20 protein-coding genes and 5 pseudogenes are annotated in these 24,737 nt (G+C 66.0%); 19 read left to right on the top strand and 6 right to left on the bottom strand.

The annotated features are described in order from the left end of the window. Window positions 1-22: 22 nt before the first annotated feature. From pgsA to ALC15_RS20490, 6 genes and pseudogenes are all read left to right on the top strand, one after another. The gene (gene pgsA / locus ALC15_RS20515; protein ID WP_050628824.1) at window positions 23-637 is read left to right on the top strand and encodes a CDP-diacylglycerol--glycerol-3-phosphate 3-phosphatidyltransferase; all 615 of its coding nucleotides are present in this window, start codon (window positions 23-25) and stop codon (window positions 635-637) included. Further along, complete coding sequence (gene moaD / locus ALC15_RS20510) at window positions 634-885, top strand: molybdopterin converting factor subunit 1 (protein WP_050628823.1); 252 nt, start codon at window positions 634-636, stop codon at window positions 883-885. Before pgsA ends, moaD begins: the two co-directional genes overlap by 4 nt. 8 nt (window positions 886-893) lie before the next feature. Further along, window positions 894-1,361: a molybdenum cofactor biosynthesis protein MoaE gene (locus tag ALC15_RS20505; RefSeq protein WP_050628822.1), complete on the top strand. Its 468-nt coding sequence runs from the start codon at window positions 894-896 to the stop codon at window positions 1,359-1,361. Next, on the top strand, window positions 1,361-2,320 hold the full coding sequence (prmB, locus tag ALC15_RS20500; RefSeq protein WP_050628821.1) for a 50S ribosomal protein L3 N(5)-glutamine methyltransferase: 960 nt from the start codon (window positions 1,361-1,363) through the stop codon (window positions 2,318-2,320). Before ALC15_RS20505 ends, prmB begins: the two co-directional genes overlap by 1 nt. Before the next feature lie 175 nt (window positions 2,321-2,495). Next, window positions 2,496-3,907: pseudogene (locus tag ALC15_RS20495) on the top strand (EAL domain-containing protein). A gap of 15 nt (window positions 3,908-3,922) precedes the next feature. Beyond that, window positions 3,923-4,777: a TIGR01459 family HAD-type hydrolase gene (locus tag ALC15_RS20490; RefSeq protein ID WP_050628820.1), complete on the top strand. Its 855-nt coding sequence runs from the start codon at window positions 3,923-3,925 to the stop codon at window positions 4,775-4,777. A 234-nt stretch (window positions 4,778-5,011) separates the two neighbouring features. On the opposite strand, the gene ALC15_RS20485 is transcribed toward ALC15_RS20490, so the two are convergent. After that, entirely contained in the window at window positions 5,012-5,407 is a 396-nt protein-coding gene (locus ALC15_RS20485; protein ID WP_016844467.1) for a response regulator, read from the bottom strand. 214 nt (window positions 5,408-5,621) lie between these two features. On the opposite strand from ALC15_RS20485, the gene ALC15_RS20480 reads away from it, so the two are divergent. From ALC15_RS20480 to arfB, 8 genes and pseudogenes are all read left to right on the top strand, one after another. Then, window positions 5,622-6,593, top strand: a complete 972-nt coding sequence (locus ALC15_RS20480; RefSeq protein WP_050628819.1) for a bifunctional riboflavin kinase/FAD synthetase — start codon at window positions 5,622-5,624, stop codon at window positions 6,591-6,593. Further along, window positions 6,590-7,138 (top strand): sugar O-acetyltransferase, encoded by a 549-nt coding sequence (locus ALC15_RS20475; RefSeq protein WP_050628818.1) that lies wholly within the window; start codon window positions 6,590-6,592, stop codon window positions 7,136-7,138. Before ALC15_RS20480 ends, ALC15_RS20475 begins: the two co-directional genes overlap by 4 nt. 214 nt (window positions 7,139-7,352) lie before the next feature. Next, a pseudogene (ileS, locus tag ALC15_RS20470) lies at window positions 7,353-10,350 on the top strand (isoleucine--tRNA ligase). Next, window positions 10,323-10,844 carry a signal peptidase II gene (lspA, locus tag ALC15_RS20465; protein WP_050628817.1) on the top strand — a complete coding sequence of 174 codons (522 nt, stop codon included), beginning with the start codon at window positions 10,323-10,325 and terminating at the stop codon, window positions 10,842-10,844. The pseudogene ileS and the gene lspA overlap by 28 nt, the downstream one beginning before the upstream one ends. A 100-nt stretch (window positions 10,845-10,944) precedes the next feature. Further along, window positions 10,945-11,667 carry a hypothetical protein gene (locus tag ALC15_RS20460; RefSeq protein WP_050628816.1) on the top strand — a complete coding sequence of 241 codons (723 nt, stop codon included), beginning with the start codon at window positions 10,945-10,947 and terminating at the stop codon, window positions 11,665-11,667. Between the two features lie 155 nt (window positions 11,668-11,822). Then, complete coding sequence (locus ALC15_RS20455) at window positions 11,823-13,211, top strand: M16 family metallopeptidase (protein ID WP_050628905.1); 1,389 nt, start codon at window positions 11,823-11,825, stop codon at window positions 13,209-13,211. Continuing rightward, the gene (locus ALC15_RS20450; protein ID WP_430649183.1) at window positions 13,208-14,572 is read left to right on the top strand and encodes a M16 family metallopeptidase; all 1,365 of its coding nucleotides are present in this window, start codon (window positions 13,208-13,210) and stop codon (window positions 14,570-14,572) included. The genes ALC15_RS20455 and ALC15_RS20450 overlap by 4 nt, the downstream gene beginning before the upstream one ends. 340 nt (window positions 14,573-14,912) lie before the next feature. Continuing rightward, window positions 14,913-15,332, top strand: coding sequence for an alternative ribosome rescue aminoacyl-tRNA hydrolase ArfB (arfB, locus tag ALC15_RS20445; RefSeq protein ID WP_050628815.1), 420 nt, complete (start codon window positions 14,913-14,915; stop codon window positions 15,330-15,332). Window positions 15,333-15,392: 60 nt separating this feature from the next. On the opposite strand, the gene ALC15_RS20440 is transcribed toward arfB, so the two are convergent. After that, window positions 15,393-15,707 (bottom strand): hypothetical protein, encoded by a 315-nt coding sequence (locus tag ALC15_RS20440; protein WP_050628814.1) that lies wholly within the window; start codon window positions 15,705-15,707, stop codon window positions 15,393-15,395. A gap of 400 nt (window positions 15,708-16,107) precedes the next feature. On the opposite strand from ALC15_RS20440, the pseudogene ALC15_RS20435 reads away from it, so the two are divergent. The 4 genes and pseudogenes from ALC15_RS20435 (at window position 16,108) to ALC15_RS20420 (ending at window position 19,006) form a co-directional block, all read left to right on the top strand. After that, window positions 16,108-16,427: pseudogene (locus ALC15_RS20435) on the top strand (c-type cytochrome). After that, complete coding sequence (locus ALC15_RS20430) at window positions 16,428-16,823, top strand: VOC family protein (RefSeq protein WP_050628813.1); 396 nt, start codon at window positions 16,428-16,430, stop codon at window positions 16,821-16,823. A gap of 43 nt (window positions 16,824-16,866) precedes the next feature. Beyond that, window positions 16,867-17,414 (top strand): annotated as a pseudogene (locus ALC15_RS20425) (gluconate 2-dehydrogenase subunit 3 family protein). A gap of 25 nt (window positions 17,415-17,439) precedes the next feature. Further along, window positions 17,440-19,006, top strand: a pseudogene (locus ALC15_RS20420) (GMC family oxidoreductase). Window positions 19,007-19,089: 83 nt separating this feature from the next. Here ALC15_RS20420 and ALC15_RS20415 read toward each other — a convergent pair. Continuing rightward, window positions 19,090-19,401: a ribbon-helix-helix domain-containing protein gene (locus ALC15_RS20415; protein WP_050628812.1), complete on the bottom strand. Its 312-nt coding sequence runs from the start codon at window positions 19,399-19,401 to the stop codon at window positions 19,090-19,092. A gap of 230 nt (window positions 19,402-19,631) precedes the next feature. On the opposite strand from ALC15_RS20415, the gene mutL reads away from it, so the two are divergent. Further along, window positions 19,632-21,449 carry a DNA mismatch repair endonuclease MutL gene (gene mutL, locus ALC15_RS20410; protein WP_050628811.1) on the top strand — a complete coding sequence of 606 codons (1,818 nt, stop codon included), beginning with the start codon at window positions 19,632-19,634 and terminating at the stop codon, window positions 21,447-21,449. A 284-nt stretch (window positions 21,450-21,733) separates the two neighbouring features. Here the strand turns inward: mutL and ALC15_RS20405 are convergent, their stop codons facing one another. From ALC15_RS20405 to ALC15_RS20395, 3 genes are all read right to left on the bottom strand, one after another. After that, on the bottom strand, window positions 21,734-22,306 hold the full coding sequence (locus tag ALC15_RS20405; protein ID WP_128089542.1) for a hypothetical protein: 573 nt from the start codon (window positions 22,304-22,306) through the stop codon (window positions 21,734-21,736). A gap of 171 nt (window positions 22,307-22,477) precedes the next feature. Further along, window positions 22,478-23,035 (bottom strand): 16S rRNA (guanine(966)-N(2))-methyltransferase RsmD, encoded by a 558-nt coding sequence (rsmD, locus tag ALC15_RS20400; RefSeq protein WP_050628809.1) that lies wholly within the window; start codon window positions 23,033-23,035, stop codon window positions 22,478-22,480. Between the two features lie 6 nt (window positions 23,036-23,041). After that, window positions 23,042-24,737: pseudouridine synthase (locus tag ALC15_RS20395; protein ID WP_050628808.1), on the bottom strand; the 1,696-nt coding region annotated here is incomplete at its 5' end.

Below are 24,737 nucleotides of genomic sequence, written 5' to 3'. Positions count from 1 at the left end.
TTCAGCGGTATTGGTAGAACGGATGAACATCGCTACGACCCGGGGACAGACCAAGACCATGTCCCTCCCGAATATCCTGACCTACGCCCGGATCGCCGCCATTCCGGTGGTGATCGGCTGCGTCTACTGGCAGTCGATCCTGGACGGCCCGTTGTGGCTACGCTGGGTGGCGCTTGCCGTGTTCATCGCAGCGGGGATCACCGACTATCTCGACGGCTACTACGCCCGGATGTGGGACCAGCAATCCGCGTTCGGCCGGATGCTCGATCCGATCGCCGACAAGCTCCTGGTCGCCTCCAGCCTGCTGATGCTGGCCGCCGACAATTCGATCCACGGCTGGACGTTGTGGGCGGCAATCGTGATCCTGTGCCGCGAGATCCTGGTCTCGGGCCTGCGCGAATATCTCGCGGGGCTCAGGGTCAGCGTTCCCGTCACCAAGCTCGCGAAATGGAAGACGACGATCCAGCTGATCGCGATCGGCTTTCTGATCGCCGGCGAAGCGGGCGAACAGGTGTTCCCGGCAACCACCCTGATCGGCATCGTGCTGCTGTGGATGTCGGCGATCTTCACGATCTACACCGGCTGGGATTACTTCCGCGCCGGCATCCATCACCTCATCAAGGAGGATGAGGGATGAAGCTGAAATATTTTGCCTGGGTCCGCGAGCGCGTCGGCAAGGCCGAGGAGACCGTCGAGCCGCCGGCCGAGGTGCGGACCGTCGCCGACCTGATCGGCTGGCTCACCGCGCGCGACGATGCCTACGCCTATGCTTTCGAGAAGCCCACGGTGATCCGCGCCGCGATCGACCACGCCCATGTCAAGCAGGATGCCGCAATCCTCGGCGCCCGCGAGATCGCTTTCTTCCCGCCGATGACCGGCGGTTAAATCCAATCATGGCTGTCGCTGCGACCATCCGTATCCAGGAAGCCGACTTCGACGTCGCGCAGGAGATCGCTGCTCTCGGCAAGGGCCGCACCGATGTCGGCGCGGTCGTCAGCTTCAGCGGCATCTGCCGCGGCAGCGAACAGGGCGAGCCGATCGCAGCCCTGACGCTCGAACATTACCCGGAAATGGCGGAAGCCGAGATTGGACGTCACGCCGACGAGGCGCTGGCGCGCTGGCCGTTGCAGGGCCTCACCGTCATCCATCGCTTCGGCCGCATCGCGCCGGGCGAGAACATCGTGCTGGTCGTGACCGCCTCCGCGCACCGGCAGGCCGCGTTCGAGGCTGCCGAGTTTCTGATGGACTATCTGAAGACCAACGCGCCGTTCTGGAAGCGCGAGGAAAGCGCCCGCGGCACGAACTGGATCGAGGCGCGCGACCATGACGACGCCGCCGCCGCGCGCTGGACCAAATCCTGATGGCCAAGCGCAGCAAAGTGCCGGCAAAGCGCAGCCCAGCCGCGCCAAAGATGCCGAAGGTTGGGGCCGGCGAGATTCACACCCTGTTCGATTTTCTGCGCTATGCGGTGAGCCGCTTCAACGCGGCAAAGCTGGTGTTCGCGCACGGCACCACCGATCCGGTGGCCGAGGCCGCGTTCCTGATCTCCGAGACGCTGCATCTGCATCCCGACCAGTTCGAAAATTTCGCGACCGCCCGCGTGACGCTTGCCGAAGGCAAGCAGATCCTCGATTTGGTCGACCGGCGGATCGCGACGCGCAAGCCGGCCGCCTATCTCGTCAACAAGGTCTACATGCGCGGCCTGCCGTTCTATGTCGACGAGCGCACCATCGTGCCGCGCTCCTTCATCGGCGAATTGCTGGATTCGCATTTCGGCGGCGACGAGGACGGCGCCTCGCTGATCGGCGATCCCGCGGAGGTCGAAAGCGTGCTCGACCTCTGCACCGGCTCCGGCTGCCTTGCAATCCTCGCCGCCCGGCATTTCGTCAATGCCACCGTCGATGCCGTCGATATTTCAAAGGATGCGCTCGAGGTCGCCGCGCGCAACGTCGCCGACCACGGTCTCGACGACCGCCTGACGCTCCATCGCGGTGATCTGTTCAAGCCGCTCGGCGACAGGCGCTACGATCTCATCATCTCGAACCCGCCCTATGTCGATGCCGAAGGCATGGCTGCGCTGCCGCGCGAGTGCCGCGCCGAGCCGAAGATCGCGTTCGACGGCGGCCCCGACGGGCTCGACATCGTCCGCCGCCTGCTCGATCAGGCCAGGCAGCATCTGACCCCACAGGGCGGGCTGCTCTGCGAGATCGGCCGCGGTCGCGACAATCTCGAGGCCGCCTATCCCAGCCTGCCGCTGCTCTGGCTCGACACCGAGGACTCCGAGGGCGAGGTGTTCTGGATCGCCGCCGCCGACCTCTGAGCGGACCGGTGCGGCCGGTCCGGACTATTACGGAGCCCGGCTGCGGAGCCGAATCAAGCGAAGCGAAAATCGTGTGCAGTTCCAGCCGGTTCCGAAGATCGCAGACCCGTCGAATCAACAATGGTGCTAAGCTTGCGCGCCGGGGATGTTCGGACGGAGGGCGCGGGCGCGCGACATGATTCGCATTTCGACGATCTTCATCGCCATCTGCATGGTGCTGGTCGCAGCTCGCTCGGCTTCGTCCTGTATTCGGTGGTGGGTATCAGCGGATCGGAATCGGCGATCGTGGCGCTCACCGCCCTCACTTGCCTGATCCTCTACAACGCCGTCTCGATGCGGTTGCGCGACCGCAGCGATGTCGGCGGCCAGATTGCGGATCTGTCGCGCGGCACCGCCGACCTCGCCCGCCAGGTCGCCGAATTCGGCCGCCGGCTGGCCGCGGTCGAGGGCCGTGTCGCCTCGGCCAATTCCACCGGCGCCGACCGGATGCAGGGCATGGCCGGCGAGATCAGCGAGCTTGGCGGACTGGTGCGGCAGCTTGCGGCATCCGTCGCCCATCATGAGGATCTGCTGGCGGCAGCTCCCGTGGCGCAGCCGGTCACTTCGCTGCGCGACGATCTGCTGCAGCCGGTGGCGCCGGCCCCGACCGTCGTGTTCGCACCCCCGCCGCCAGTCGCGCCGCCGCCGCCGATCTCGCGCAGCCAGGCCCAGCTCGTCGGCGCGATCAGGCATGCGATCGACGAGAACCGGCTCGACATCTACCTGCAGCCGATGGTGACGCTGCCGCAGCGCAAGGTGCGCTACTACGAGGCGGTGACGCGGCTGCGCGACGAGCGCGACCAGGTGCTTGCCGCCGACGATTTCATCGAGGCGGCCGAGGACGCCGGCCTGATCGGCCGTATCGATCACATGGTGATGCTTCGCTGCGTCCAGGTGCTGCGCCGCCTGATGATCCGCAGCAAGGATGTCGGCGTGTTCTGCAACGTCTCGGCGGCGACGCTGGCCAGTCCCGCGTATTTCACCCAGTGCCTCGACTTCCTCGAGGCCAACCGCGCGCTGGCGCCGTCGTTCGTGCTCGAGTTCAAGCAGGCGACCTTCCGCAATCTCGGCCCGGTCGAAAGCGAAAACCTCGCGGCGCTGTCGCAGCGCGGCTACCGGTTCTCGATCGACCATGTCAGCGACCTCCGCCTCGAGCCGCGCGAGCTCGCTGATCGCGGTGTCCGCTTCATCAAGGTGCCGGCCGCATTGCTGCTCGACACCAGGCAGAGCGCGACGTCAGACATCCATCCGTCCGATCTGTCCGACCTGCTCGGCCGCTACGGCATCGACCTGATCGCCGAACGGATCGAGGGCGAGCGCTCGGTGGTCGACCTGCTCGACTATGATGTCCGGTTCGGCCAGGGCTTCCTGTTCGCACCGCCGCGACCGTTGCGGCCGGAAGGGGCATCTGCTACCGCCGAGGCTCCGCAGGCCAAACCCCAGGACCTCAATGGCGCCGGCACCTCAGCACCTGTCACCAGCCCAACAGCGCCGCCGCGCGCAACCGGCAGCGCCGCGCTGGCGCGCCGCGCCCTCGGTCCTAACTAGCCAACGGCTCGCATCATGACGTCATTGCGCTTCGTCGAGCAATTTCGCGACCTCGTCGGCGATGTCGACGTCGTGTTGTCGGACATCTGGGGCGTCGTCCACAACGGGCTCGAGTCCTTTCCCGAGGCCTGCGAGGCCCTGCACAATTTCCGCAAGCAGGGCGGCACGGTGATCCTGATCACCAACGCGCCGCGGCCGGCCGATTCCGTGCAGCGCCAGCTGCGCAAGCTCGACGTCGCGGATGAGACCTACGACGCGATCGTCTCCTCGGGCGACCTGACCCGCCACTTCGTGGCCGATCATCCCGGCCAGAAGATCTTCTGGATCGGTCCCGAGCGCGACAGCTCGATCCATCGCGGCCTCGACGCCACCATGGTGCCGCTGGAGCAGGCCGACTACATCATCTGCACCGGCCTGTTCGACGACGAGACCGAATCCGCCGAGGATTATCGCGACACGCTGCTCAAGGCGCTTGACCGCAAGCTGACGCTGGTCTGCGCCAATCCCGACATCGTGGTCGAGCGCGGCGACCGGCTGATCTATTGCGCCGGCGCGATCGCCGAACTCTATCGCGAACTCGGCGGCGAGGTGATCTTCTACGGCAAGCCGCACCGGCCGATCTACGAGCGCGCCATGGCGCTGGCCACCGAGCGCCGCGGACATCCGACCGAACTCGGCCGCGTGCTCGCGATCGGCGATTCCGTGCGCACCGACCTGACCGGCGCCCATGGCTTCGGCATCGACCTGTTGTTCGTCACCCGCGGCATCCACTCCGAACAGTTCGAGGGCATCGAGCAGCTCGACGCGGCCTCGATCAAGGAACTGTTCGGCCACCCGCCGCGTGCACTGATGCGCGAGCTGAAGTGGTAGCGGCTGGCTCCGCAACGGCGCGCTGCCAAAATATCGAAAACAACCCCATGCAAAGCGGCCCACGGCGCCGGGTGTTCGACCGGTCGCCTTGACACGTCGGGCAACTCAGGGGCATACTTCTAATATTCCGAAATTTCGGATGCGTCCGCTCGCCTTACCGTCAACCCAAGACGTAAATGCCCGGGACGAGCCCGGGCACGACGTGAATTTCAGTAGATGCGATGGACGAGCGTCTTACGCCGTCGCCATGTCCGGGAAGACCGCCTCGATCTTGGTCTTCAGCGTCGCCGCGTTGAACGGCTTGACGATGTAGTTGTTGACGCCGGCCTTCTTGGCCGCGATGACGTTCTCGGTCTTGGATTCCGCCGTGATCATGATGAAGGGCGTGGTCGCCAGATTGGGATCGGCGCGGACTTCCTTGAGCAGGTCGTAGCCGGTCATCGGCTCCATGTTCCAGTCGGAAATCACCAGGCCGTACTTCTTGCCGCGCATCTTGTTGAGCGCCGCGGAGCCGTCCGAGGCATCGTCGATATTCTCGAATCCAAGCTGCTTGAGAAGATTCCGGATGATGCGGATCATGGTGCTGTAATCATCAACCACCAGAACCGGCATGGACAAATCAACCGCCATCTTTTCCCCCAAAACGCCTGACGCAACTTGGCTTCTGCACGAACGCAGCTTTCCGGCAACGAGTAACAGCTGGCGTTAAACAGCGCGTTAACCCGCTGAATCCGGATTGTTACGGATTTGACGCGATTTTCGCTACGCTTGACTTCCACGCCGCCGCCGCGTCACGGTCCGGCGCGCAACAATCATGCTTAAGAATCCTTGAAGAATACCTGACATGAGCACCGGCTTTACCGTTATCCGCGACAGCACCCCCGAAAGCGTCATCCCGAAGGGCAGCGTGGTCGCGATGGGAAATTTCGACGGCGTCCATCTCGGTCACCGCGCCGTGATCGGTGCGGCGCTGGCGATGGGCAAAGCGCACGGCGTGCCCGCGCTCGCCGTGACCTTCGAGCCGCATCCGCGCAGCTTCTTCAGCCCGAACACCCCGCAATTCCGCCTCACGGACGAGACCAACAAGCTGCGGCTGCTCGCAGCGACCGGGCTCGCCGGCGCCGTCGTCATGACCTTCGACAAGGCGCGTGCCGGGACGTCGGCGCAGGATTTCATTCACCATGACCTGATCCGCCGGCTCGGCATCAGCGGGATCGCGGTCGGCTACGACTTCCATTTCGGCAAGGGCCGGGTCGGCTCGCCGAGCCTGCTGGTCAGCGAAGCACCGCGGCTCGGCATCGAGGTCGATGTGCAGGCCCATGTCGACATCGCGGAGCGCCCGGTCTCCTCCAGCGCCATCCGCATGGCGCTCGCCGAAGGCGAGGTCACCGACGCCACCACCATGCTGGGCGGACCGTGGTTCGTCACCGGCAAGGTGATCCATGGCGAGAAGCGCGGCCGCGATCTCGGCTATCCCACAGCCAACATCCGGCTCGACAAGCATTGCGGCCTGAAGCACGGCATCTATGCGGTACGGGTCGGCAAGGGCGCGCAGCGGTTCGACGGTGTCGCAAGCTTCGGACGCCGTCCGACCTTCGACAATGGCGCGCCGCTGCTCGAAGTGTTCCTGTTCGACTTCAAGGGCGACCTGTACGACGCGGTCCTTGATGTCGCATTCATCGGTTTCATTCGCGAAGAGCTGAAATTCGACACCATCGAGGCGTTGATACGCCAGATGGATGACGACAGCGCCAAGGCGCGCGCGCACCTCGCCGCCGCGCCGAACGCGTTCCCGCAGCTCGGAGCGATTGATTGAACAAGACTGAAAAGCAAAAAATGCTGGCGGGCGAACTGTATCGTCCGGATGCGGAGATCGCCGCCGACCATACCGCGGCGGAACGCTGGATGGCACGCTACAATGCGTCGGGCGCGTCGTCCGCGGCCGAGTTGAACGCGCTGCTCGCCGAGCGCTTCCACAAGGTCGGCAAGGACGCCATGATCCGCCCGCCGTTCTTCTGCGATTACGGCAGCAATATCAGCCTCGGCGACGGCGTGTTCCTCAACTTCAACTGCGTCATCCTCGACGTCGTCGAGGTCGTGATCGGCGATCGCACCCAGATCGGGCCCGCGGTGCAGATTTATACCGCCGACCACCCGCGCGATGCCGAAACCCGCCGCGCCGGGCTGGAATTCGGCCGCCCGATCCGGATCGGGAGCGACGTCTGGATCGGTGGGGGCGCCATCATCCTGCCCGGCGTCACCATCGGCGACGGCGCCCTGGTCGGGGCCGGCAGTGTGGTGACGCGGGACGTCGCGGCCGGCACCATCGTGGCCGGAAATCCGGCCCGGCGCCGCCCCTAGGGCACCCCCGGCGGGGTCGGATTTACGGGTGCGGGGGCTTTGCGATTTGCCCGCTTGGCTGCTATGGAAACCCCATGTTTTCGCGGCGCATCATACGGATTAGCGGCCCGGCTTCCGCCTGAGCCTGAAGGCTCGGCGCAAGACCGGGACTTTCGCCGTTTTCACCCGCGATTGATCGCGTATCCGCGCCCGCACCTGCCAAATCAGAGCTTTCATGTCCGACAAGCCGCAAAAGACCGACGCCAACGACTATTCCAAGACCCTTTACCTGCCGCAGACGGAATTCCCGATGCGCGCCGGCCTGCCCCAGCGCGAGCCGGAAATCCTGAAATACTGGAACGAGATCGGCCTCTACGACAAGCTGCGCCGGGAAGCCGAGGGCCGCGCCAAGTTCGTGCTGCATGACGGCCCGCCCTACGCCAACGGCAACATCCATATCGGGCATGCGCTGAACAAGATCCTCAAGGACGTCGTGACCAAGAGCCAGCAGATGCTCGGCTTCGACTCCAATTACGTGCCGGGCTGGGACTGCCACGGCTGCCGATCGAATGGAAGATCGAGGAGGAGAACTACCGCTCCAAGGGCAAGCAGAAGCCCGACTTCCGCGACTCCGTCGCGATGGTCGCGTTCCGCCGGGAATGCCGCGCCTATGCGACGCACTGGATCAACGTGCAGCGCGAGGAGTTCAAGCGGCTCGGCATCATCGGCGACTGGGATCATCCCTACCAGACGATGAGCTATCCGGCCGAGGCGCAGATCGCCCGCGAGCTGATGAAGTTCGCCGCCAACGGCACGCTCTATCGCGGCTCCAAGCCGGTGATGTGGAGCGTGGTCGAGAAGACTGCGCTCGCCGAAGCCGAGGTCGAATACGAGGACTACACCTCCGACATGGTGTGGGTGAAATTCCCCGTCACGTCGCCGGCGCATGGCGCGCTCGCCAATGCCTCGGTCGTGATCTGGACCACCACGCCGTGGACGCTGCCCGGCAACCGCGCGATCTCGTTCTCGCCGAAGATCGCCTACGGCCTCTACAAGGTGACGGATGCGCCCGCGGACAATTGGGCCAAGACCGGCGATCTCTTGATCCTGGCCGATGCGCTCGCCGCGGAGGTTTTCAAGCAAGCGCGCGTCACCTCCTATGAGAAGGTCCGCGACATCCCCGGCGATACGCTGGACGCCGTGGAATGTGCGCATCCGCTGAAGGGCTTCGGCGGCGGCTACGAATTCATCGTGCCGCTGCTCGCCGGCGAGCACGTCACCGACGACACCGGCACCGGCTTCGTGCACACCGCGCCGAGCCACGGCCGCGAGGACTTCGACGTCTGGACCGCCAACACCCGCGAGCTCGATGCACGCGGCATCCCGACCGCGATCCCCTACACCGTCGATGAGAACGGCGCCTACACGGCGCAGGCGCCGGGCTTCACCGGCAAGCGCGTGCTCAACGACAAGGGCGAGAAGGGTGACGCCAACGAGGCTGTCATCAAGGCGCTGATCGAAGCCGGCAAGCTGCTCGCGCGCGGCCGGCTCAAGCATCAGTATCCGCACTCCTGGCGCTCCAAGAAGCCGGTGATCTTCCGCAACACCCCGCAATGGTTCATCGCGATGGACAAGCCCATCGCGGAGAACGGCCATGCCAAGAAGGGCGACACGCTGCGCGCCCGCGCGCTGCACGCGATCTCGGTCACGCAATGGGTGCCGCCGGCTGGCGAGAACCGCATCAACGGCATGATCGCCAACCGTCCGGACTGGGTGATCTCGCGGCAGCGCGCCTGGGGCGTGCCGATCGCCGTGTTCGTGCGCGAGAACGCCGACGGCTCGGCCGAGATCCTGCAGGACGAGGTGGTCAACCAGCGCATCGCCGAGGCGTTCATGGAGGAGGGCGCCGACGCCTGGTACATGGACGGCGCCCGCGAGCGCTTCCTCGGCAGCCGCGCGTCCGAGAACTGGAAGAAGGTCGACGACATCTGCGACGTCTGGTTCGATTCCGGCTCCACCCACGCCTTCGTGCTGGAGGACCGCCAGAACTTCCCGCAACTCGGCAACATCGTCCGCAAGATCGATGGCGGCGACGACACCGTGATGTATCTGGAAGGCTCGGACCAGCATCGCGGCTGGTTCCACTCGTCGCTGCTGGAAAGCGCCGGCACGCGCGGGCGCGCGCCTACGACATCGTGCTGACCCACGGCTTCACGCTCGACGAGAACGGCCGCAAGATGTCGAAGTCGCTCGGCAACACGGTCGAGCCGCAGAAGGTGATCAAGGATTCCGGTGCGGATATCCTGCGCCTGTGGGTCTGCGCCACCGACTATGCCGACGACCAGCGCATCGGTCCGGAGATCCTGAAGAACACCATCGAGACGTATCGCAAGCTGCGCAACTCGATCCGCTGGATGCTCGGCACGCTGCATCACTTCAAGCAGGCCGAGAAGGTCGCGTTTGGCGAGATGCCTGAGCTCGAGCGGCTGATGCTGCACGAGCTGGCCGGCCACACCGAGACCATCCGCAAGGCCTATGCGGCGTTCGACTACAAGACCGTGGTCGCAACGCTCGCCGCCTTCATGAACTCCGAGCTGTCGGCGTTCTACTTCGATATCCGCAAGGACACGCTGTATTGCGACCCGCCGTCCTCGGTGGCGCGCAAGGCGGCGCTGACCACGATCGACCTGCTGTGCGACGCGATCCTGAAATGGCTGGCGCCGATCCTGAGCTTCACCACTGACGAAGCCTGGCGGATGTACCGGCCGAACGCCGAGCCCTCGGTGCATCTCACGCTGTTCCCCGAAGGCCTCGAACAGTTCCGCGACGACGCCCTCGCCGCGAAGTGGGAGACGATCCGCAACGTCCGCCGCGTCGTCACCGGCGCGCTCGAGCTGGAGCGCAAGGACAAGACCATCGGCTCGTCGCTGGAGGCATCGCCGGTGATCTACGTTGCCGACCGCGACACGCTGGCCACGCTGTTCGACATCGATCTCGCCGAGGTCTGCATCACCTCGAACTACGAGGTGCGCGAGGGCGAGGCGCCGGCGAACGCCTTCCGCCTCGATGCGGTGCCGGGCGTTGCGGTCGTGGTCGAGAAGGCTGTCGGCAAGAAATGCGCGCGCTCGTGGAAGATCCTGCCAACGGTCGGCGAGGACCCTGAGTATCCCGACGTCTCGCCGCGCGACGCGCAGGCGCTGCGCGAATGGAAGGCGCTGGGGGTCACGGCTTGAACTCGCCCGTTCGCGCCGGTGTGCTGGCGGCGGTCATCACCCTGATCGCCGACCAGGCCTCCAAGCTCTGGCTGCTCCACGTCCTCGACATCGCGCGCCACGCCCCGGTGACGGTGACGCCGTTCTTCGACCTGGTGCTGGCCTGGAATCCCGGCATCAGCTTCGGCTGGTTCCAGAGCGAGACCCCGGCCGCCCAGATCCTGCTGATGGCGATCAAGGCCGCCGCCGTGATCGCGCTGGCGATCTGGATGGCGCGGTCGCGGACCTGGCTGGCGACAGTTTCGCTCGGCCTGATCATCGGCGGCGCCATCGGCAACGGCATCGACCGGTTCGCCTATGGCGCCGTGGTCGATTTTGCCTTGTTTCATGTCGAGATCGCCGGAAAAACCTATAATTGGTACATCTTCAACCTCGCCGACGTGGCGATCGTTGCTGGCGTGGCGGCCCTATTGTATGATTCCGTCATGGGGACCCCCGCCGTAAAAGCGCCCTGATCCCGGCCGATACGAGCCGGTCGGCGGCCGACCTGTACCCAGCGGAACTGAGCGCTAAGCCAGTGATCGCTTTGGCGAATTTTGAAATGGGGAAAGCGCGATGCGCAACACCGAAGTCCGCGGAAATCTGATCGAGACCTCGCTGCTGCGCGGCCTGCGCCTGGCGTTCGTCGCGGCCGGAATCGGCCTTGTCATGGCGGCCGGCCCGGTACGTGCCGGCGACGACGACGATGACGGCGATGATGGCCTGACCTTCGAAGAGCGGATCATCGACAATCTGATGACCGGGCTCGGTGCCAAGAGCGCCGCCAGCAAGGGCATCGACTACCGCGAGCGCTCGCCGCTGGTGGTGCCGCCGAAGCTCGACCTGCCCCCGCCGTCCTCGACTGCCCAGGTCAACGCGCCGAACTGGCCGAAGGACCCTGATATCGCCGCCCGCAAGGCCGCGATCGCGGCGCGCAAGAAGGAAGTCAAGAAGGAGCCGTGGCAGTCGGCGGTGGCTTTGACGCCTGCTGAGATCGAGGCGGGCCGCAAGCAGCAGACGGCCACCGAAGGCCGCAGGGAGCCGCTCGAGCCCGGCGCGACCACCAATCCGTCGCTGATGCCGAGCCAGCTCGGCTACAATGGCGGCCTGCTCGGCATCTTCAAGGGCAACAGCAGCGAGTCCAGGCCGTTCAAGGGTGAGCCGACGCGCGACTCGCTGACAGAGCCGCCTCCGGGCTACCAGACGCCGTCCTCGGGCTTTGCCTATGGCACCGGACCGATGCAGCCGATGGCGAAGGAAGGCCAGTACGACGTCATGACCGGAAAACCGGTGCAGTGATCGCTTGGCCTCGGCGAACGAAGGCTGACATGGGCAAAGCTTAATGCGGGGTGACGTGTGTCTCTCCGCTTCGTGACGACGGGCACGGGCACGACCGTGTACGATGGCTTGCTTTCGCGCCCCGGCCGCATGTCTGGGCTTTCATAAGGACCGTGATGCGCTCTCGCCGATCGATTGCCCTGTTCGCTGCCGCATTTGTTTCAATCATCCCGCTGTCGGGCGCCAGCCTCCGCGCCCAGACCACCGTCACCTCGGAACGCCCTGCGAGCTTCACGCTCGACAACGGCCTGCAGGTCGTGGTGATCCCGGATCACCGCACGCCGGTCGTGACGCAGATGATCTGGTACAAGGTCGGCTCCGCTGACGAGACGCCCGGCAAATCGGGCCTCGCGCATTTCCTCGAGCATCTGATGTTCAAGGGCACCGCCAAGCACCCGGCCGGCGAGTTCTCGCAGACCGTGCTGCGCATCGGCGGCAACGAGAACGCCTTCACCTCCAACGACTACACCGGCTACTTCCAGCGCGTGCCGCGCGAGCAGCTGCCCACCATGATGGAATTCGAGGCCGACCGCATGACCGGCCTGATCCTGAAGGACGAGAATGTGCTGCCCGAGCGCGACGTCGTGCTCGAGGAATTCAACATGCGGGTCGCCAACAACCCGGATGCAAGACTCACCGAGCAGATCATGGCTGCGCTCTATCTCAACCATCCCTACGGCCGGCCGGTGATCGGCTGGCACCAGGAGATCGAGAAGCTCGATCGCGAGGATGCGCTCGCCTTCTACCGCCGCTTCTACGCGCCGAACAACGCGATCCTGGTCATCGCAGGCGACGTCGACGTCAAGGATGTCCGCCCGCTGGTCGAGAAGAATTTCGGCCCGATCCCGGCGCAGCATGCGATCCCCGAGAAGCGCGTCCGGCCGCAGGAGCCGACGCCGGCCGCACCGCGCACCGTGACGCTGTCGGATCCGCGGGTCGAGCAGCCGAGCCTGCGCCGCTACTACCTGGTGCCGTCGGCAACGACGGCGGCAGCCGGCGAGAGCCAGGCGCTCGACGTGCTGGCGCAATTGATGGGCGGCGGCGCCAACTCCTACCTCTATCGCGCGCTGGTGATCGACAAGGGCCTCGCGATCTCGGCCGGCGCCGGCTATCAGGGCACCGCGCTCGACCCGTCGCAATTCTCGATCGCGGTGACGCCCAAGCCCGGCGTCGAGTTCGCCCAGATCGAGGATGCGATCGACAAGGTGATCGCCGACCTCGCGCAGAACCCGGCGCGGGCCGAGGATCTCGAACGGGTCAAGACCCAGCTCATCGCCGAGGCGATCTACGCCCAGGACAACCAGGCGACGCTGGCGCGCTGGTATGGCGGCGCGCTGACCACCGGCCTCAGCATCGACGACATCCGCAGCTGGCCGGATCGCATTCGTGCCGTCACCGCCGAGCAGGTGCGCAGCGCTGCCGCGACCTGGCTCGACAAGAAGCGGTCGGTGACCGGCTATCTGATCAAGGATACTGCGCCGAAACGCGAGGAGAAGCGCTCGTGACCTATGCCCTCACCCGCCGCGCGGCGCTGATCGGCGGCGCCTGCGCCGCGATGCTGGCGCTGACGTCAGCGCCCTCGCAGGCCGCGGCCAAGATCCAGCGGCTGGTATCTCCCGGCGGCATCGAGGCCTGGTTCGTGCAGGACGCGACGGTGCCGCTGATCGCGATGGAATATTCGTTCGGCGGCGGCGCCAGCCAGGATCCGGCAGGCAAGCCCGGCGTCGGCAACCTGGTCGCCGACCTGCTCGACGAGGGCTCCGGCGATCTGGATTCCAAGACCTATCATGAGCGGCTCGAGCGCCGCGCCATCGAGCTCAGCTTCGCGTCGAACCGCGACCAGTTCCGCGGCTCGTTGCGCATGCTCAAGGACAACAAGGACGAAGCCTACGACCTCCTGCGGATGGCGCTGACCTCGCCGCGGTTCGAGCCGAAGGACGTCGAACGCATCCGCGCCCAGGTGATCTCGAACCTGCGCCGCGAATCGACCAATCCGTCCTCGCTGTCCGGCCGCAAGTTCCTCGAGCTCGCTTTCGGCGATCATCCCTACGGCAGGACGGCGACCGGCACGCTCGAGAGCGTGCCGACGATCGAGATCTCCGACCTCAAGGAGTATGTCCGCCGCATCATCGCCAAGGACACGCTGCGGATCGCCGTGGTCGGCGACGTCGACCCCGACACGCTCGGCAAGCTGCTCGACAAGACCTTCGGTGACCTGCCGGCCAAGGCCGAATTGACGCCGATTCCTGACGTCGTGGCGACCAAGCCGCCGCAGCGCGCCTTTGTCCCGCTCGATGTGCCGCAGACCATCGTCACCTTCGGCGGTCCCGGCATCAACCGGCACGACCCCGACTTCATGGCCGCCTATGTGGTGAACCACATTCTCGGCGGCGGCGGGCTGTCGTCGCGGCTCTACAAGGAAGTGCGCGAGAAGCGCGGGCTGGCCTATTCGATCTATGAGGCGCTGCTCTGGATGGACCACTCCGCGCTGTTCCTCGGCAACACCGGCACCCGCGCCGACCGCTCTGGCGAGACCATCGATGCGATCGAAGCGGAGATCCGCCGCATCGCCGAGCAGGGTCCGACGCAGCAGGAGCTCGACGAGGCGAAGTCCTATCTGAAGGGCTCGCAGATGCTGGCGCTCGACACCTCCTCCAAGCTCGCGCAGGCGATGCTGCAATACCAGCTCGACAAGCTGCCGATCGACTACATCGAGAAGCGCAGCGCCATCGTCGATGCGGTGACGCTCGACGACGTCAAGCGGGTCTCCAAACGGCTTTGGGGCAACGGCCTGCTCACCGTGGTCGTCGGCCGCGCCCCGCAAGCCGCCGCGCAGCCGGTGTCGGCGCCGCCGAAGGCGAACTGAGGCGCTTCGGCGCGCTCCTTCTTTACACACCATCGTCGTGGCTACCCCTCTCCCCCCTCCCCCGCAAGCGGGAGAGGGAGCCTGGGGGCGTGCTCACCTCACGGCGCGTCACGACTGGCGCTTCGATCGGCGCAACGCTTCAATCTGCGTAACGTTTCGATCGTTAGGGACGCGCAGGCGGTAGGGCTCCCTCCCCCCTTGCGGAGGAGGGAGGGGGAGAGGGGTAAGCCGCGGGCTCTGACCGCAGATGTCGCAAGCGCGGCATCCACGCACCCCAAGCACACGCAACACAAACCCGCTATCCTGCGGCCGCCGATTCTTCCCTGCACCGGGTGATGTCATGCTGCGGGTGTCCCGCGACCTTACGATCGACGAGAACGACATTGAGATCGTGTTTGTACGCGCCTCCGGTCCGGGCGGGCAGAATGTCAACAAGGTCTCGACCGCCGCGCAGCTCCGCTTCGACACGACGAAGATCGCGCTGCCGCCGGATGCCGCGCAGCGGCTGGCGCGGCTTGCCGGCAGCCGCATGACCAAGGACGGCGTGATCGTGATCCAGGCGTTCCGCTTCCGCACCCAGGAGCGCAATCGCGCGGACGCAATCGAACGATTGCTCGAGATGCTGAAGGAAGCGATGGTGCGGCCGACGCCGCGGCGGCCGACCAGGCCGACGCTCGGCTCCAAGCAGCGCCGCCTCGAAGGCAAGAAGCGCCGCAGCGACATCAAGGCCGGCCGCGGCACCCGCCGTTTCGACGACTAGAGCGTTTTCGAGCGAAGTGGATGCAGCGCACGCGCGGCGCTGCATCCGGGATCAGAATACTCAGTGCTTCTTGGTTGCGGGCGCCATCTCCGAGCCGCCGCTCGACTTCGGCGTGGCGTGACCGCTGCTGCTGCCGACCGTCCCCTTGCTGCCTGACTTGGCGCTGGTCCCGCTCTTCTGCGTCGGCGCGGTCGGCTGCGCCGCCATTTCCTCATCGCCGCTGCCGGACATGCCGCCGCCCTGCTGCATCGTTCCAGCGCCCGTTGCACCGCCGCGAAGCTGGGTATTGGGTGTCGCCGCTCCCTGTGCCAGGACGGGGCCGGCCATCGCGGCCGAGATGGCAAGGGCGAGCACGCTGGTTTTTGCAAACGTCATCCATTTCTCCTGGACTTTGATTGGCGATGGAAAGAGCGGCGCAGGTGTGCGCCGTTTGCAGCGCCGACCCTGAACCCCATCGCGCGAGACTGAATTTCCGCAAACGGCGCACACCCAATGCAAGCTGCGTCGTGTGGTGATCGTGCAGGGATTTCGCGGTCATTTTGCGGATTTGTCGTCCGCATATGCGGCAGCGACCGGTTCCGCGCCAGATCACCGCCCAGCTTTGTTCTGCCGTGAAACAGCCCGCTACTACCAACGGCGGATTTCAGCCTCCTACAGTCACTGCACAGAGGCGGTGATGTATATGACAAAGCTGCACGCAAGGTGGGCTGCAAGACGGATGTTGGCGCTGGGATTTTGCAGCGCAATGCTCGCAGTGCAAATGGCCAGCGCGCAGATGCCTTTGCCTGCCGCCAAGCCACCCGATGGTGCGACGCTGTTCAAGCAGCAATGCGCGACCTGCCACACGACCAACACGACAGATCCTGTCCGGCAGGGACCGTCGCTCTACAAGGTCGTCGGCCGCCATGCCGGCCAGGCCGACGGCTTCAAATATTCCGCGGCTTCGCCAAGGCCGATTTCGTCTGGGACGACGCCAGGCTCGATGCCTGGCTGACCAATCCGCAAGCGGTGATCCCGGGCGCCGTGATGGCCTATCGACAGGCCAAGCCGGAAACCCGCGCCATGATCATCGCCTATCTGAAGGAGCTGAACTGAATGGCGAAACCCGTGCATTCGATGATCCGCGTGTTCGACGAGGCCAGGGCGCTCGACTTCTATCATCGCGCATTCGGGCTCGAGATCGCGGACAATCTGCGATTTCCCGATTTCGCGCTGATCTATCTGCGCCATCCGTCCTCGCCGTTCGAGGTCGAGCTCACGGTCAATTTCGATCGCAAGGAGCCCTACGCGCTCGGCGACGGCTACGGCCACCTCGCCGTCGTCGTCGACGACGTCGATGCCGAGCACGCCCGCTTCGAGCAGGAGAGGCTGTCGCCTGGACCGCTGCGTGACTTCAAGCATGACGGCAAGACGCTGGCGCGCTTCTTCTTCGTCTCCGATCCCGACGGCTACAAGATCGAGGTGATCCAGCGCGGCGGGCGCTTCGGCTAATCCAGTTGCAGATCCAAACAGAAAATAAACTTCGGAGGAACCCATGAGAGAAATCGATCGACGCAGCAAATATGACCGGCGTGTCTTTCTCAAGGGCGCGGCCGTCACCGCACCCGCCGTCGCGATCGCGACATCGACCGGGCTCGGCATCACCGATGCATGGGCCGAAGAGGCCTCGACGCTGGCGCCGGCCACGATGAAGACGTTGTTGAAGGTCGCGCGCGACATCTATCCGCACGATTTCCTCGGCGACAGCTACTACATCACGGCGGTCAAGCATGGGATGCCAAGGCGGCCAAGGATCCGGCGGTCAAATCGCTGATCAATGACGGCGTTGCCCGGCTCGATCAGGCGGCCAACGACCGCCACAAGATGCCGTATGCCCAGCTCGCCTGGGAAAACGATCGCGTCGCGCTGCTGCAGCAGATCGAGCAGAGCGCGTTCTTCCAGCAGGTCCGCGGCGACCTCATCGTCTCGCTCTACAACAACAAGGAGGTGTGGCCGCGGTTCGGCTACGAGGGCTCCTCCGCCGAGCATGGCGGCTACATCAAGCGCGGCTTCGCCGACATCGACTGGCTGCCCAAGGCATAGCGTCGGAAACGGTCAGGAGGACACAATGGCAAAATTCGATCTGAATGACAGCGGCGTTGTCGTGATCGTCGGCTCCGGTGCCGGCGGCGGAACGCTCGGCAATGAACTGGCGCAGAAGGGCATCAAGGTCGTGATCCTGGAGGCCGGTCCGCGCATCGAGAACCAGGACTTCATCAACGATGAATGGGACAGCTTCACCCAGCTCGCCTGGTCCGACGCGCGCTCTACCTCGGGCAGCTGGCGCGTGCACCAGGACTTTCCGGGCCTGCCGGCCTGGATCGTCAAGGCAGTCGGCGGCTCGACCACGCACTGGGCCGGCGCGTCGCTGCGCTTCGACGAGCACGAGTTCAAGATCAAGTCGGCTTACGGCGGCATCCCCGGCGCCAATCTCTTGGACTGGCCGATCACACTCGCCGAAATGGAGCCGTGGTACGCCAAGGCCGAGGACAAGATGGGCGTGACCCGCACCAACGGCATCCCTGCCTACCCGGCAACAACAACTTCAAGGTCATGGAAGCCGGCGCCAAGAAGCTCGGCTACAAGGAGGTCCATACCGGGCGGATGGCGATCAACAGCGAGCCGCGCGACGGCCGCGGCTCGTGCCAGCAGATCGGCTTCTGCTTCCAGGCTGCAAGTCGGGCGCCAAATGGTCGACGCTCTACACCGAGATTCCGAAGGGCGAAGCCACCGGCAATCTCGAAGTGCGCCCCGGCAGCATGGTGATCAAGATCGAGCACGACCAGTCCGGCAAGGTCACCGGCGTGGTTTATGCCGATTCAACCGGCGCGATGCAGCGCCAGAAGGCCCGCGTGGTCGCGGTCGCCGGCAACTCGATCGAGAGCCCGCGGCTGTTGCTCAACAGCGCCTCGAGCATGTTCCCGGACGGGCTCGCCAATTCATCCGGCCAGGTCGGCCGCAACTACATGCGGCACATGACCGGCAGCGTGTATGCGAGCTTCGAGAAGTCGGTGCACATGTATCGCGGCACCACGATGGCCGGCATCATTCGCGACGAGGCCAAGAATAATCCGAGCCGCGGCTTCGTCGGCGGCTACGAGATGGAGACGCTGTCGCTCGGCCTGCCCTTCATGGCCGCGTTCCTCAATCCCGGCGCCTGGGGCCGCAGCTTCACCAGCGCGATCGAGGGCTATCCGCGGATGGCCGGCATGTGGCTGGTCGGCGAGGACATGCCGCAGGAGACCAACCGCATCACGCTGGATCCGAAGATCAAAGACAAGTTCGGCATGCCGGTCGCCAGCGTGCATTTCGACGACCATCCGAACGACGTCGCTATGCGCGATCACGCCTACAAGCAGGGCGCCGCGGTCTATGAGGCGGTCGGCGCCACCGTGACCTATCCGACGCCGCCCTATCCCTCCACCCACAACATGGGCACCAACCGGATGAGCGAGAAGCCGCGCGACGGCGTGGTCAACAAGTTCGGCCAGAGCCACGACATCAAGAACCTGTTCGTCTCAGACGGCAGCCAGTTCACGAGCGGTGCCGCCTGCAATCCGACGCTGACGATCGTGTCGCTGGCGATCCGCCAGGCCGACAGCATCGCCGGCGCGATGCAGCGGAAGGAGATCTAGCAAGAAACTACAGTTCCCCTCTCACTGAAGCGGCCTTGCCCAACAGGACAAGGCCGCTTTTCTTGCGCGATGAATCCGCAAGCCTATTCGGCAGCGTCCAGGATGGGCTGGCTCTGAAACTCGGAGACAGGCGTGGTGCTCTGCGAGCGATAGATCAAACAGCAGCACCGCAGCAGCGATGCGAAATTATTGACTTCGCCATGGTGGTTGAGGACTTCGCCATACAGCGTGGTGACGAACTTGGCGACGCTCATCCCCTCCTTGGCGGCGATCTCCTCCAGCGTGTCCCAGAACGACATTTCCAGCCGGATCGAGGTGCAGTGACCGCCGATTCGCAGCGACCGGGTCTGCGACTCATAATTGCGCTGCGGCTGGTGCGAGAACAAATGGCACATGGCTATCCTCCGATCGGATTATAATTTTTCTAAACGATATACCCGCGCGTGAGGCCCCACAATCGCCACGTAGGGCGTAGCCGGAGCACACGCGAAGGTGAGCGTCTTCAAGGCGATAGGCCGGCTCCATCCCCAGCAAAAGGCAGCCATTCGCGGACCGGCCCATGCATTTGGCGGGCAGGCCGACTAGAATGCCGTCAACCTCGAATCCTTGTCCGATCGCGCAATCCATGCCCGTCCGCCAGCTTCCCGAACAGCTCGTCAACCGCATCGCCGCCGGCGAAGTGGTCGAACGCCCTGCGAGCGTAGTCAAGGAACTGGTCGAGAACGCGATCGACGCCGGCGCGAGCCGGATCGACGTGTTCACCGATGGCGGCGGGCGGCGCCGGATCGGCATCACCGATGACGGCGGCGGCATGACGCGGTCGGATCTCGCGCTCGCGGTCGACCGCCACGCCACCTCCAAGCTCGACGACGAAGACCTGCTGCGCATCCGCACGCTCGGGTTCCGCGGCGAGGCGCTGCCGTCGATCGGCGCGGTCGCCAAGCTCGGCATCACCACGCGTCATGCCAGCGAGTCGCATGCCTGGTCGCTGTCGGTCGAGGGCGGCGAGAAATCGGAGATCATGCCGGCCGCGCTCGGCCAAGGCACCCGCGTCGAGGTCAACGAGCTGTTCTATGCGACGCCGGCGCGGCTGAAATTCCTCAAGACCGACCGCACCGAGGCGGAGGCGATCCGCGAGGTGGTGCGGCGGCTCGGCATGGCGCGCCCCGACATCGCCTTCACGCTGGCCGGCGAAGAGCGTGCTCCGGTGACCTGGGCCGCCGCGCTGCCCGGGGCGGCCGGCCGGCTGACGCGGCTTGGCGATATCCTGGGCGCGGATTTCCGAGCCAGCGCGATCGAAGTCCGATCCGAGCGCGAAGGCGTCGTGGTCGAGGGCTTTGCCGCCGCGCCGTCGCTGACCCGCGCCAACGCGCTCGGGCAATATCTGTTCGTCAACGGCCGCCCGGTGCGCGACAAGCTGATCCTCGGCGCGGTGCGCGCGGCCTATTCCGACTATCTGCCGCGCGACCGCCATCCCGTGGTGGCGCTGTTCGTGACCTGCGACCCGCAAGAGGTCGACGCCAATGTGCATCCGGCCAAGACCGAGGTGCGCTTCCGCAACGCCGGCCTAGTGCGCGCGCTGATCGTGCACGCGCTGAAGGACGGCCTCGCGCGCGAAGGCCGGCGCACCGCGGCCAACACCGCCGACGGCGCGACGTTGCAGGCGTTCCGCCCCGCCTTCACGCCGCCACGCCCAGGCAATTGGGACTGGCGCAGCTCGCCGTCCTATCCAACTGGTCCAATGCGCGGATTCGAAAGCGCTGCGGCGACGGCCTTCGCCGAACCGGGACAGGCCGCCTTCGACGTCGGCACCCCGACCGCCGATGTGCGCTTCGAGGCCGCACCCGCGCCCGATCTGCTCGACCGTCCGCTTGGCGCCGCGCGCACCCAGATCCACGAGACCTACATCGTCTCGCAGACCCGCGATGGTCTCATCGTGGTCGACCAGCACGCGGCGCATGAGCGCATCGTCTACGAGAGGCTGAAGGCCTCGCTGGCGAAGAACGGCGTGCAGCGCCAGATCCTGCTGATCCCCGAGATCGTCGAGCTCGATGAGGCGACCGTCGAGAAACTGCTCGATCGCGCCGAGGAGCTGTGCTCGTTCGGGCTCGCGATCGAATCCTTCGGCCCCGGCGCGGTTGCCGTGCGCGAGACGCCATCGCTGCTCGGCAAGGCCAACGCGGCCGGCCTGCTCCGCGACCTCGCCGAGCACATGGCGGAATGGGACGAGGCGCTGCCGCTGGAGCGCCGCCTGATGCACGTCGCCGCCACCATGGCCTGCCACGGCTCGGTCCGCGCCGGCAGACGCCTCAAGCCGGAAGAGATGAACGCGCTGCTCCGCGAGATGGAAGACACGCCGAACTCCGGCCAGTGCAACCACGGCCGGCCGACCTATGTCGAATTGAAGCTGAGCGATATAGAGAAGCTGTTCGGGCGGCGGTAGCCACCACACGCTCCGTCGTCCCGGGCAAGCCAACGGGTCGGCGCAAAGCGCCGCCCGATGACAGGCTCCGAGCGACCCGGGACCCATAACCACCGCTGATTGCCGTTAGAGCTAGCTGGGGCTACAGCGAATCCAACCACACGATCCTGTGGTTATGGGTCCTGCTTTCGCAGGGACGACAGGTCATGACGCGGTGACGATCCGTAGCCCGTAGGATGGGTGGAGCGCAGCGATACCCATCGCCTCTGCGGCATCATGATGGGTATCGCTTGGCTCCACCCATCCTAGGAATTCACTTGCCGCGTGAAGACCTCCAGCGCGGTGCGCAGTTGCGCGATCCATTCGTCGCCGTGCTCGAACCCGCCTGCTGCGATCCGCTCGCAGACCTGATCGAGACCTTCGTCGCGGGATGACGTTTGATCCCCGGCCAATTGCCGCGCGATCGCGACATAGCCGTCCGTCAGCAGCACCAGGCCCGGTGCGCGCGCGGCGGCATAGTTCTGACGTGCACCGCGAAAGATGTCGATCGCCTCGTCATAGCGGCCAAGCGCCAGATCGAAGGCCCCGACCAGCCAGGCGCCCGTTCCGAGCCGCGCCGGCCCAAGCTCCAGCTCCTGCACAAGATCCAGCGAGTGCTCGGCAAGGTCGCGCGCGGCCAGCAGGTGAGCCGGATCGATCGGCTTGTCCGAAACGGCCCAGCCCGGCCAGCAATCGGCCGCGGCGTTGAACGTCATCCGCTGAATCATTCCGAGCGCTTCGTGCGCGTCAGCATCGAGCGCGCCGCGACGACGCCCGATCTGGTCGGCGGCGTCACGCGCGGCCGCCAGCAGCGCTGCGTCATCGCCCGCGCCGCGCAACGCCTTGACGCGCGTCTCCAGCTGAACTGCGAGCCCGGCGAGAGTGTCGGCCATGGTTCACGCTCCGAAAGCGAAGATTGGTCCGTCGTATGGTGGAATAGCCCAACGGGTCCGAGCCCGATGACGGGCTCCACCATGCCGCAGCATAAGGTCGATAGAGGCCGGTGCGCCCTACACTTTTTCGCGAAGGAAGACGAATTCCGTGTCGTCATAGGCCCGCCGCTCGAGCTCCTCGAAGCCGTCGGGCGCCGCGAACGCCGCGGCCTTGGCCTCCTCCACCACGAGCAGTGCGCCCGGCGCCAGCCAGCCGCCGTCGCGCAGCGAGGCCAGCGCCTTGTCGGCGAGGCCCTTGCCATAGGGCGGATCGAGAAACACCAGCGAGAACGGCTCGACCGGATGCGCCGGCCCGAGGTCGGTGGCATCGCGGCGATAGACCTTGGTGGTCCCGCCGAGGCCGAGCGACTCGACATTGTTGCGCAGCAGCGCCCGCGCCTCGGCGCCATTGTCGACGAACAGCGTGAATTTCGCGCCGCGCGAGGCCGCCTCGACGCCGAGCGCGCCGGTGCCGGCAAACAGATCGAGCACGCGGGCGTCCTCGATCGGGTTGTCGTAGGCGTGGACCAGGATGTTGAACACGGACTCGCGCAACCGGTCCGCGGTCGGGCGGATCTCGCGGCCCGAGGGCGAAGCGAGATTGCGGCCCTTCAGCCTGCCCCCGACGACACGCATCGACCGTTACTCGTCCTGCGGCTTGAGATCGCGCTTGCCGTGATAGCCGCGCTTGGCACGGCGCGGCGGGCCGTAGCCGTTGGCCTCGTCCTCGTTGCGGGCGCGCGCCTCCTCGCTGCCGGTACGCTGCACCAGCACGCGGCGGCCCTTGCGGTCGTTGATGGTCTCGCGCTTGGCTTTCGGCTTCTTCGCGGGTGCATCGTCGCCGGCGTCACGCTGCTCCGGTCGCGTGAAGTCGGCACCGGCGATCTTGGCGATCTTCTCGCCGAGCTGCTCGCGCAGCACCCGCGTCTTGACCTCCTCGACCTTGCCCTCCTCGAGCTCGCCGAGCTGGAACGGGCCGTAGGAGATCCGGATCAGGCGGTTCACCTCGAGCCCGAGATGCGCCATCACGTTGCGCACCTCGCGGTTCTTGCCCTCGCGGATCGCGAACACCACCCAGACGTTGGAGCTCTGGTCGCGCTCCAGCGTCGCATCGATCGGTCCGTATTTGACGCCGTCGACCTCGACGCCGTCCTTGAGCTGATCGAGCTGGGCCTGCGTCACCTCGCCATGCGCGCGCACGCGATAGCGGCGCAGCCATCCGGTGTCGGGATGCTCCAGCGTCCGCGCCAAGCCGCCGTCATTGGTCAGCAGCAGCAGGCCTTCGGTGTTGAAGTCGAGCCGGCCGATCGAGATCAGCCGCGGCAGGCCCTCGGGCAGATTGTCGAACACGGTCGGCCGCCCCTCGGGATCGGCATGCGTCGTCATCAGTCCGCGCGGCTTGTGATACATGAACAGCCGCGTCCGCTCGCGCGGCGGTAACGGCTTGCCGTCGACCGCCACGACATCGTTGTCGGTGATATCGAGCGCCGGCGAGTTGATCACCCGTCCGTTGACGGTGACGCGGCCCTGGGTGACGATCTCCTCGGCATCGCGGCGCGAGGCGAGACCGGCGCGGGCCAGCACCTTGGCGATGCGCTCGCCGGATTTCTTCGGCTTCTGCTCGCGGCGGTCATCTGAGGCGCGTTCGCGATAGGCGCCGCGGCCGCCGAAGGCCGGGCGCTTTGCGAAGATCCTGCTGTCATCCTCGTTGTCGCGGCGTGGACGATCGCCGAAGCGGCCCTCGCTGCGCGGATGCTCCTGCCAGTCGGTGCGGCCTTCGGGGCGTTCACGACGACGGCTGTCACGGCGATCACCGCCGTCTTCATCCTGTTTCCAGCGCGGCCGGCTGAACTTCGGGCGATCGCCCTGCTCGCGATCGTCGCGGGACCGGGAGAACCGCGGACGCTCATCGCCGCCGCGATCGTCGCGCGGCCTGTCGAACTTGCGCGGGCCGTCACGGAACGGACGCGAACCACGCTCGGGACGATCGGAGCCGCCCTCGCGCTTCTGCCACGGCTTGGATTCGCCGCGCGGCGGACGATCACCGAAATCCTTGCGCGGGCCACGATCACGATCTCCCCCGCGATCGCCGCCGCGCGAAAACTTCCGCTCGCCGCCGAATTTCCGCTCGGGCCGATCACCGTCGCGCGACGGACGGTCGCCATAGGATCGCTCACCGCGCGGCGTGTACGGCCGCTTCTCGCCATCGCGATCCCGCGGTGCGTAGGGCTTCCTGTCGCCGAATTTGCGGTCGGAAGATCGTCCCGCCGGGCGGGCGTCGTCGCGATCGCGGCGCGGCCCACGGTCGTCGCGGCTAAAGTTCGGGCGATCACCGCGG

Source organism: Bradyrhizobium viridifuturi (assembly GCF_001238275.1).
In the GTDB taxonomy this organism is placed as follows: domain Bacteria; phylum Pseudomonadota; class Alphaproteobacteria; order Rhizobiales; family Xanthobacteraceae; genus Bradyrhizobium; species Bradyrhizobium viridifuturi.
The sequence above is the reverse complement of the archived record's forward strand: the minus strand, read 5'-3'. Positions and strand labels throughout refer to the sequence as shown.

What these genes read in the sequence shown, in the direction of transcription:
- pgsA (WP_050628824.1), top strand. Translation starts at nt 23, where the DNA reads ATGAACATCGCTACGACCCGGGGACAGACCAAGACCATGTCCCTCCCG.
- moaD (WP_050628823.1), top strand. Translation starts at nt 634, where the DNA reads ATGAAGCTGAAATATTTTGCCTGGGTCCGCGAGCGCGTCGGCAAGGCC.
- ALC15_RS20505 (WP_050628822.1), top strand. Translation starts at nt 894, where the DNA reads ATGGCTGTCGCTGCGACCATCCGTATCCAGGAAGCCGACTTCGACGTC.
- prmB (WP_050628821.1), top strand. Translation starts at nt 1,361, where the DNA reads ATGGCCAAGCGCAGCAAAGTGCCGGCAAAGCGCAGCCCAGCCGCGCCA.
- ALC15_RS20490 (WP_050628820.1), top strand. Translation starts at nt 3,923, where the DNA reads ATGACGTCATTGCGCTTCGTCGAGCAATTTCGCGACCTCGTCGGCGAT.
- ALC15_RS20485 (WP_016844467.1), bottom strand. Translation starts at nt 5,407, where the DNA reads ATGGCGGTTGATTTGTCCATGCCGGTTCTGGTGGTTGATGATTACAGC.
- ALC15_RS20480 (WP_050628819.1), top strand. Translation starts at nt 5,622, where the DNA reads ATGAGCACCGGCTTTACCGTTATCCGCGACAGCACCCCCGAAAGCGTC.
- lspA (WP_050628817.1), top strand. Translation starts at nt 10,323, where the DNA reads ATGGAAGGCGCTGGGGGTCACGGCTTGAACTCGCCCGTTCGCGCCGGT.
- ALC15_RS20460 (WP_050628816.1), top strand. Translation starts at nt 10,945, where the DNA reads ATGCGCAACACCGAAGTCCGCGGAAATCTGATCGAGACCTCGCTGCTG.
- ALC15_RS20455 (WP_050628905.1), top strand. Translation starts at nt 11,823, where the DNA reads ATGCGCTCTCGCCGATCGATTGCCCTGTTCGCTGCCGCATTTGTTTCA.
- arfB (WP_050628815.1), top strand. Translation starts at nt 14,913, where the DNA reads ATGCTGCGGGTGTCCCGCGACCTTACGATCGACGAGAACGACATTGAG.
- ALC15_RS20440 (WP_050628814.1), bottom strand. Translation starts at nt 15,707, where the DNA reads ATGACGTTTGCAAAAACCAGCGTGCTCGCCCTTGCCATCTCGGCCGCG.
- ALC15_RS20430 (WP_050628813.1), top strand. Translation starts at nt 16,428, where the DNA reads ATGGCGAAACCCGTGCATTCGATGATCCGCGTGTTCGACGAGGCCAGG.
- ALC15_RS20415 (WP_050628812.1), bottom strand. Translation starts at nt 19,401, where the DNA reads ATGTGCCATTTGTTCTCGCACCAGCCGCAGCGCAATTATGAGTCGCAG.
- mutL (WP_050628811.1), top strand. Translation starts at nt 19,632, where the DNA reads ATGCCCGTCCGCCAGCTTCCCGAACAGCTCGTCAACCGCATCGCCGCC.
- rsmD (WP_050628809.1), bottom strand. Translation starts at nt 23,035, where the DNA reads ATGCGTGTCGTCGGGGGCAGGCTGAAGGGCCGCAATCTCGCTTCGCCC.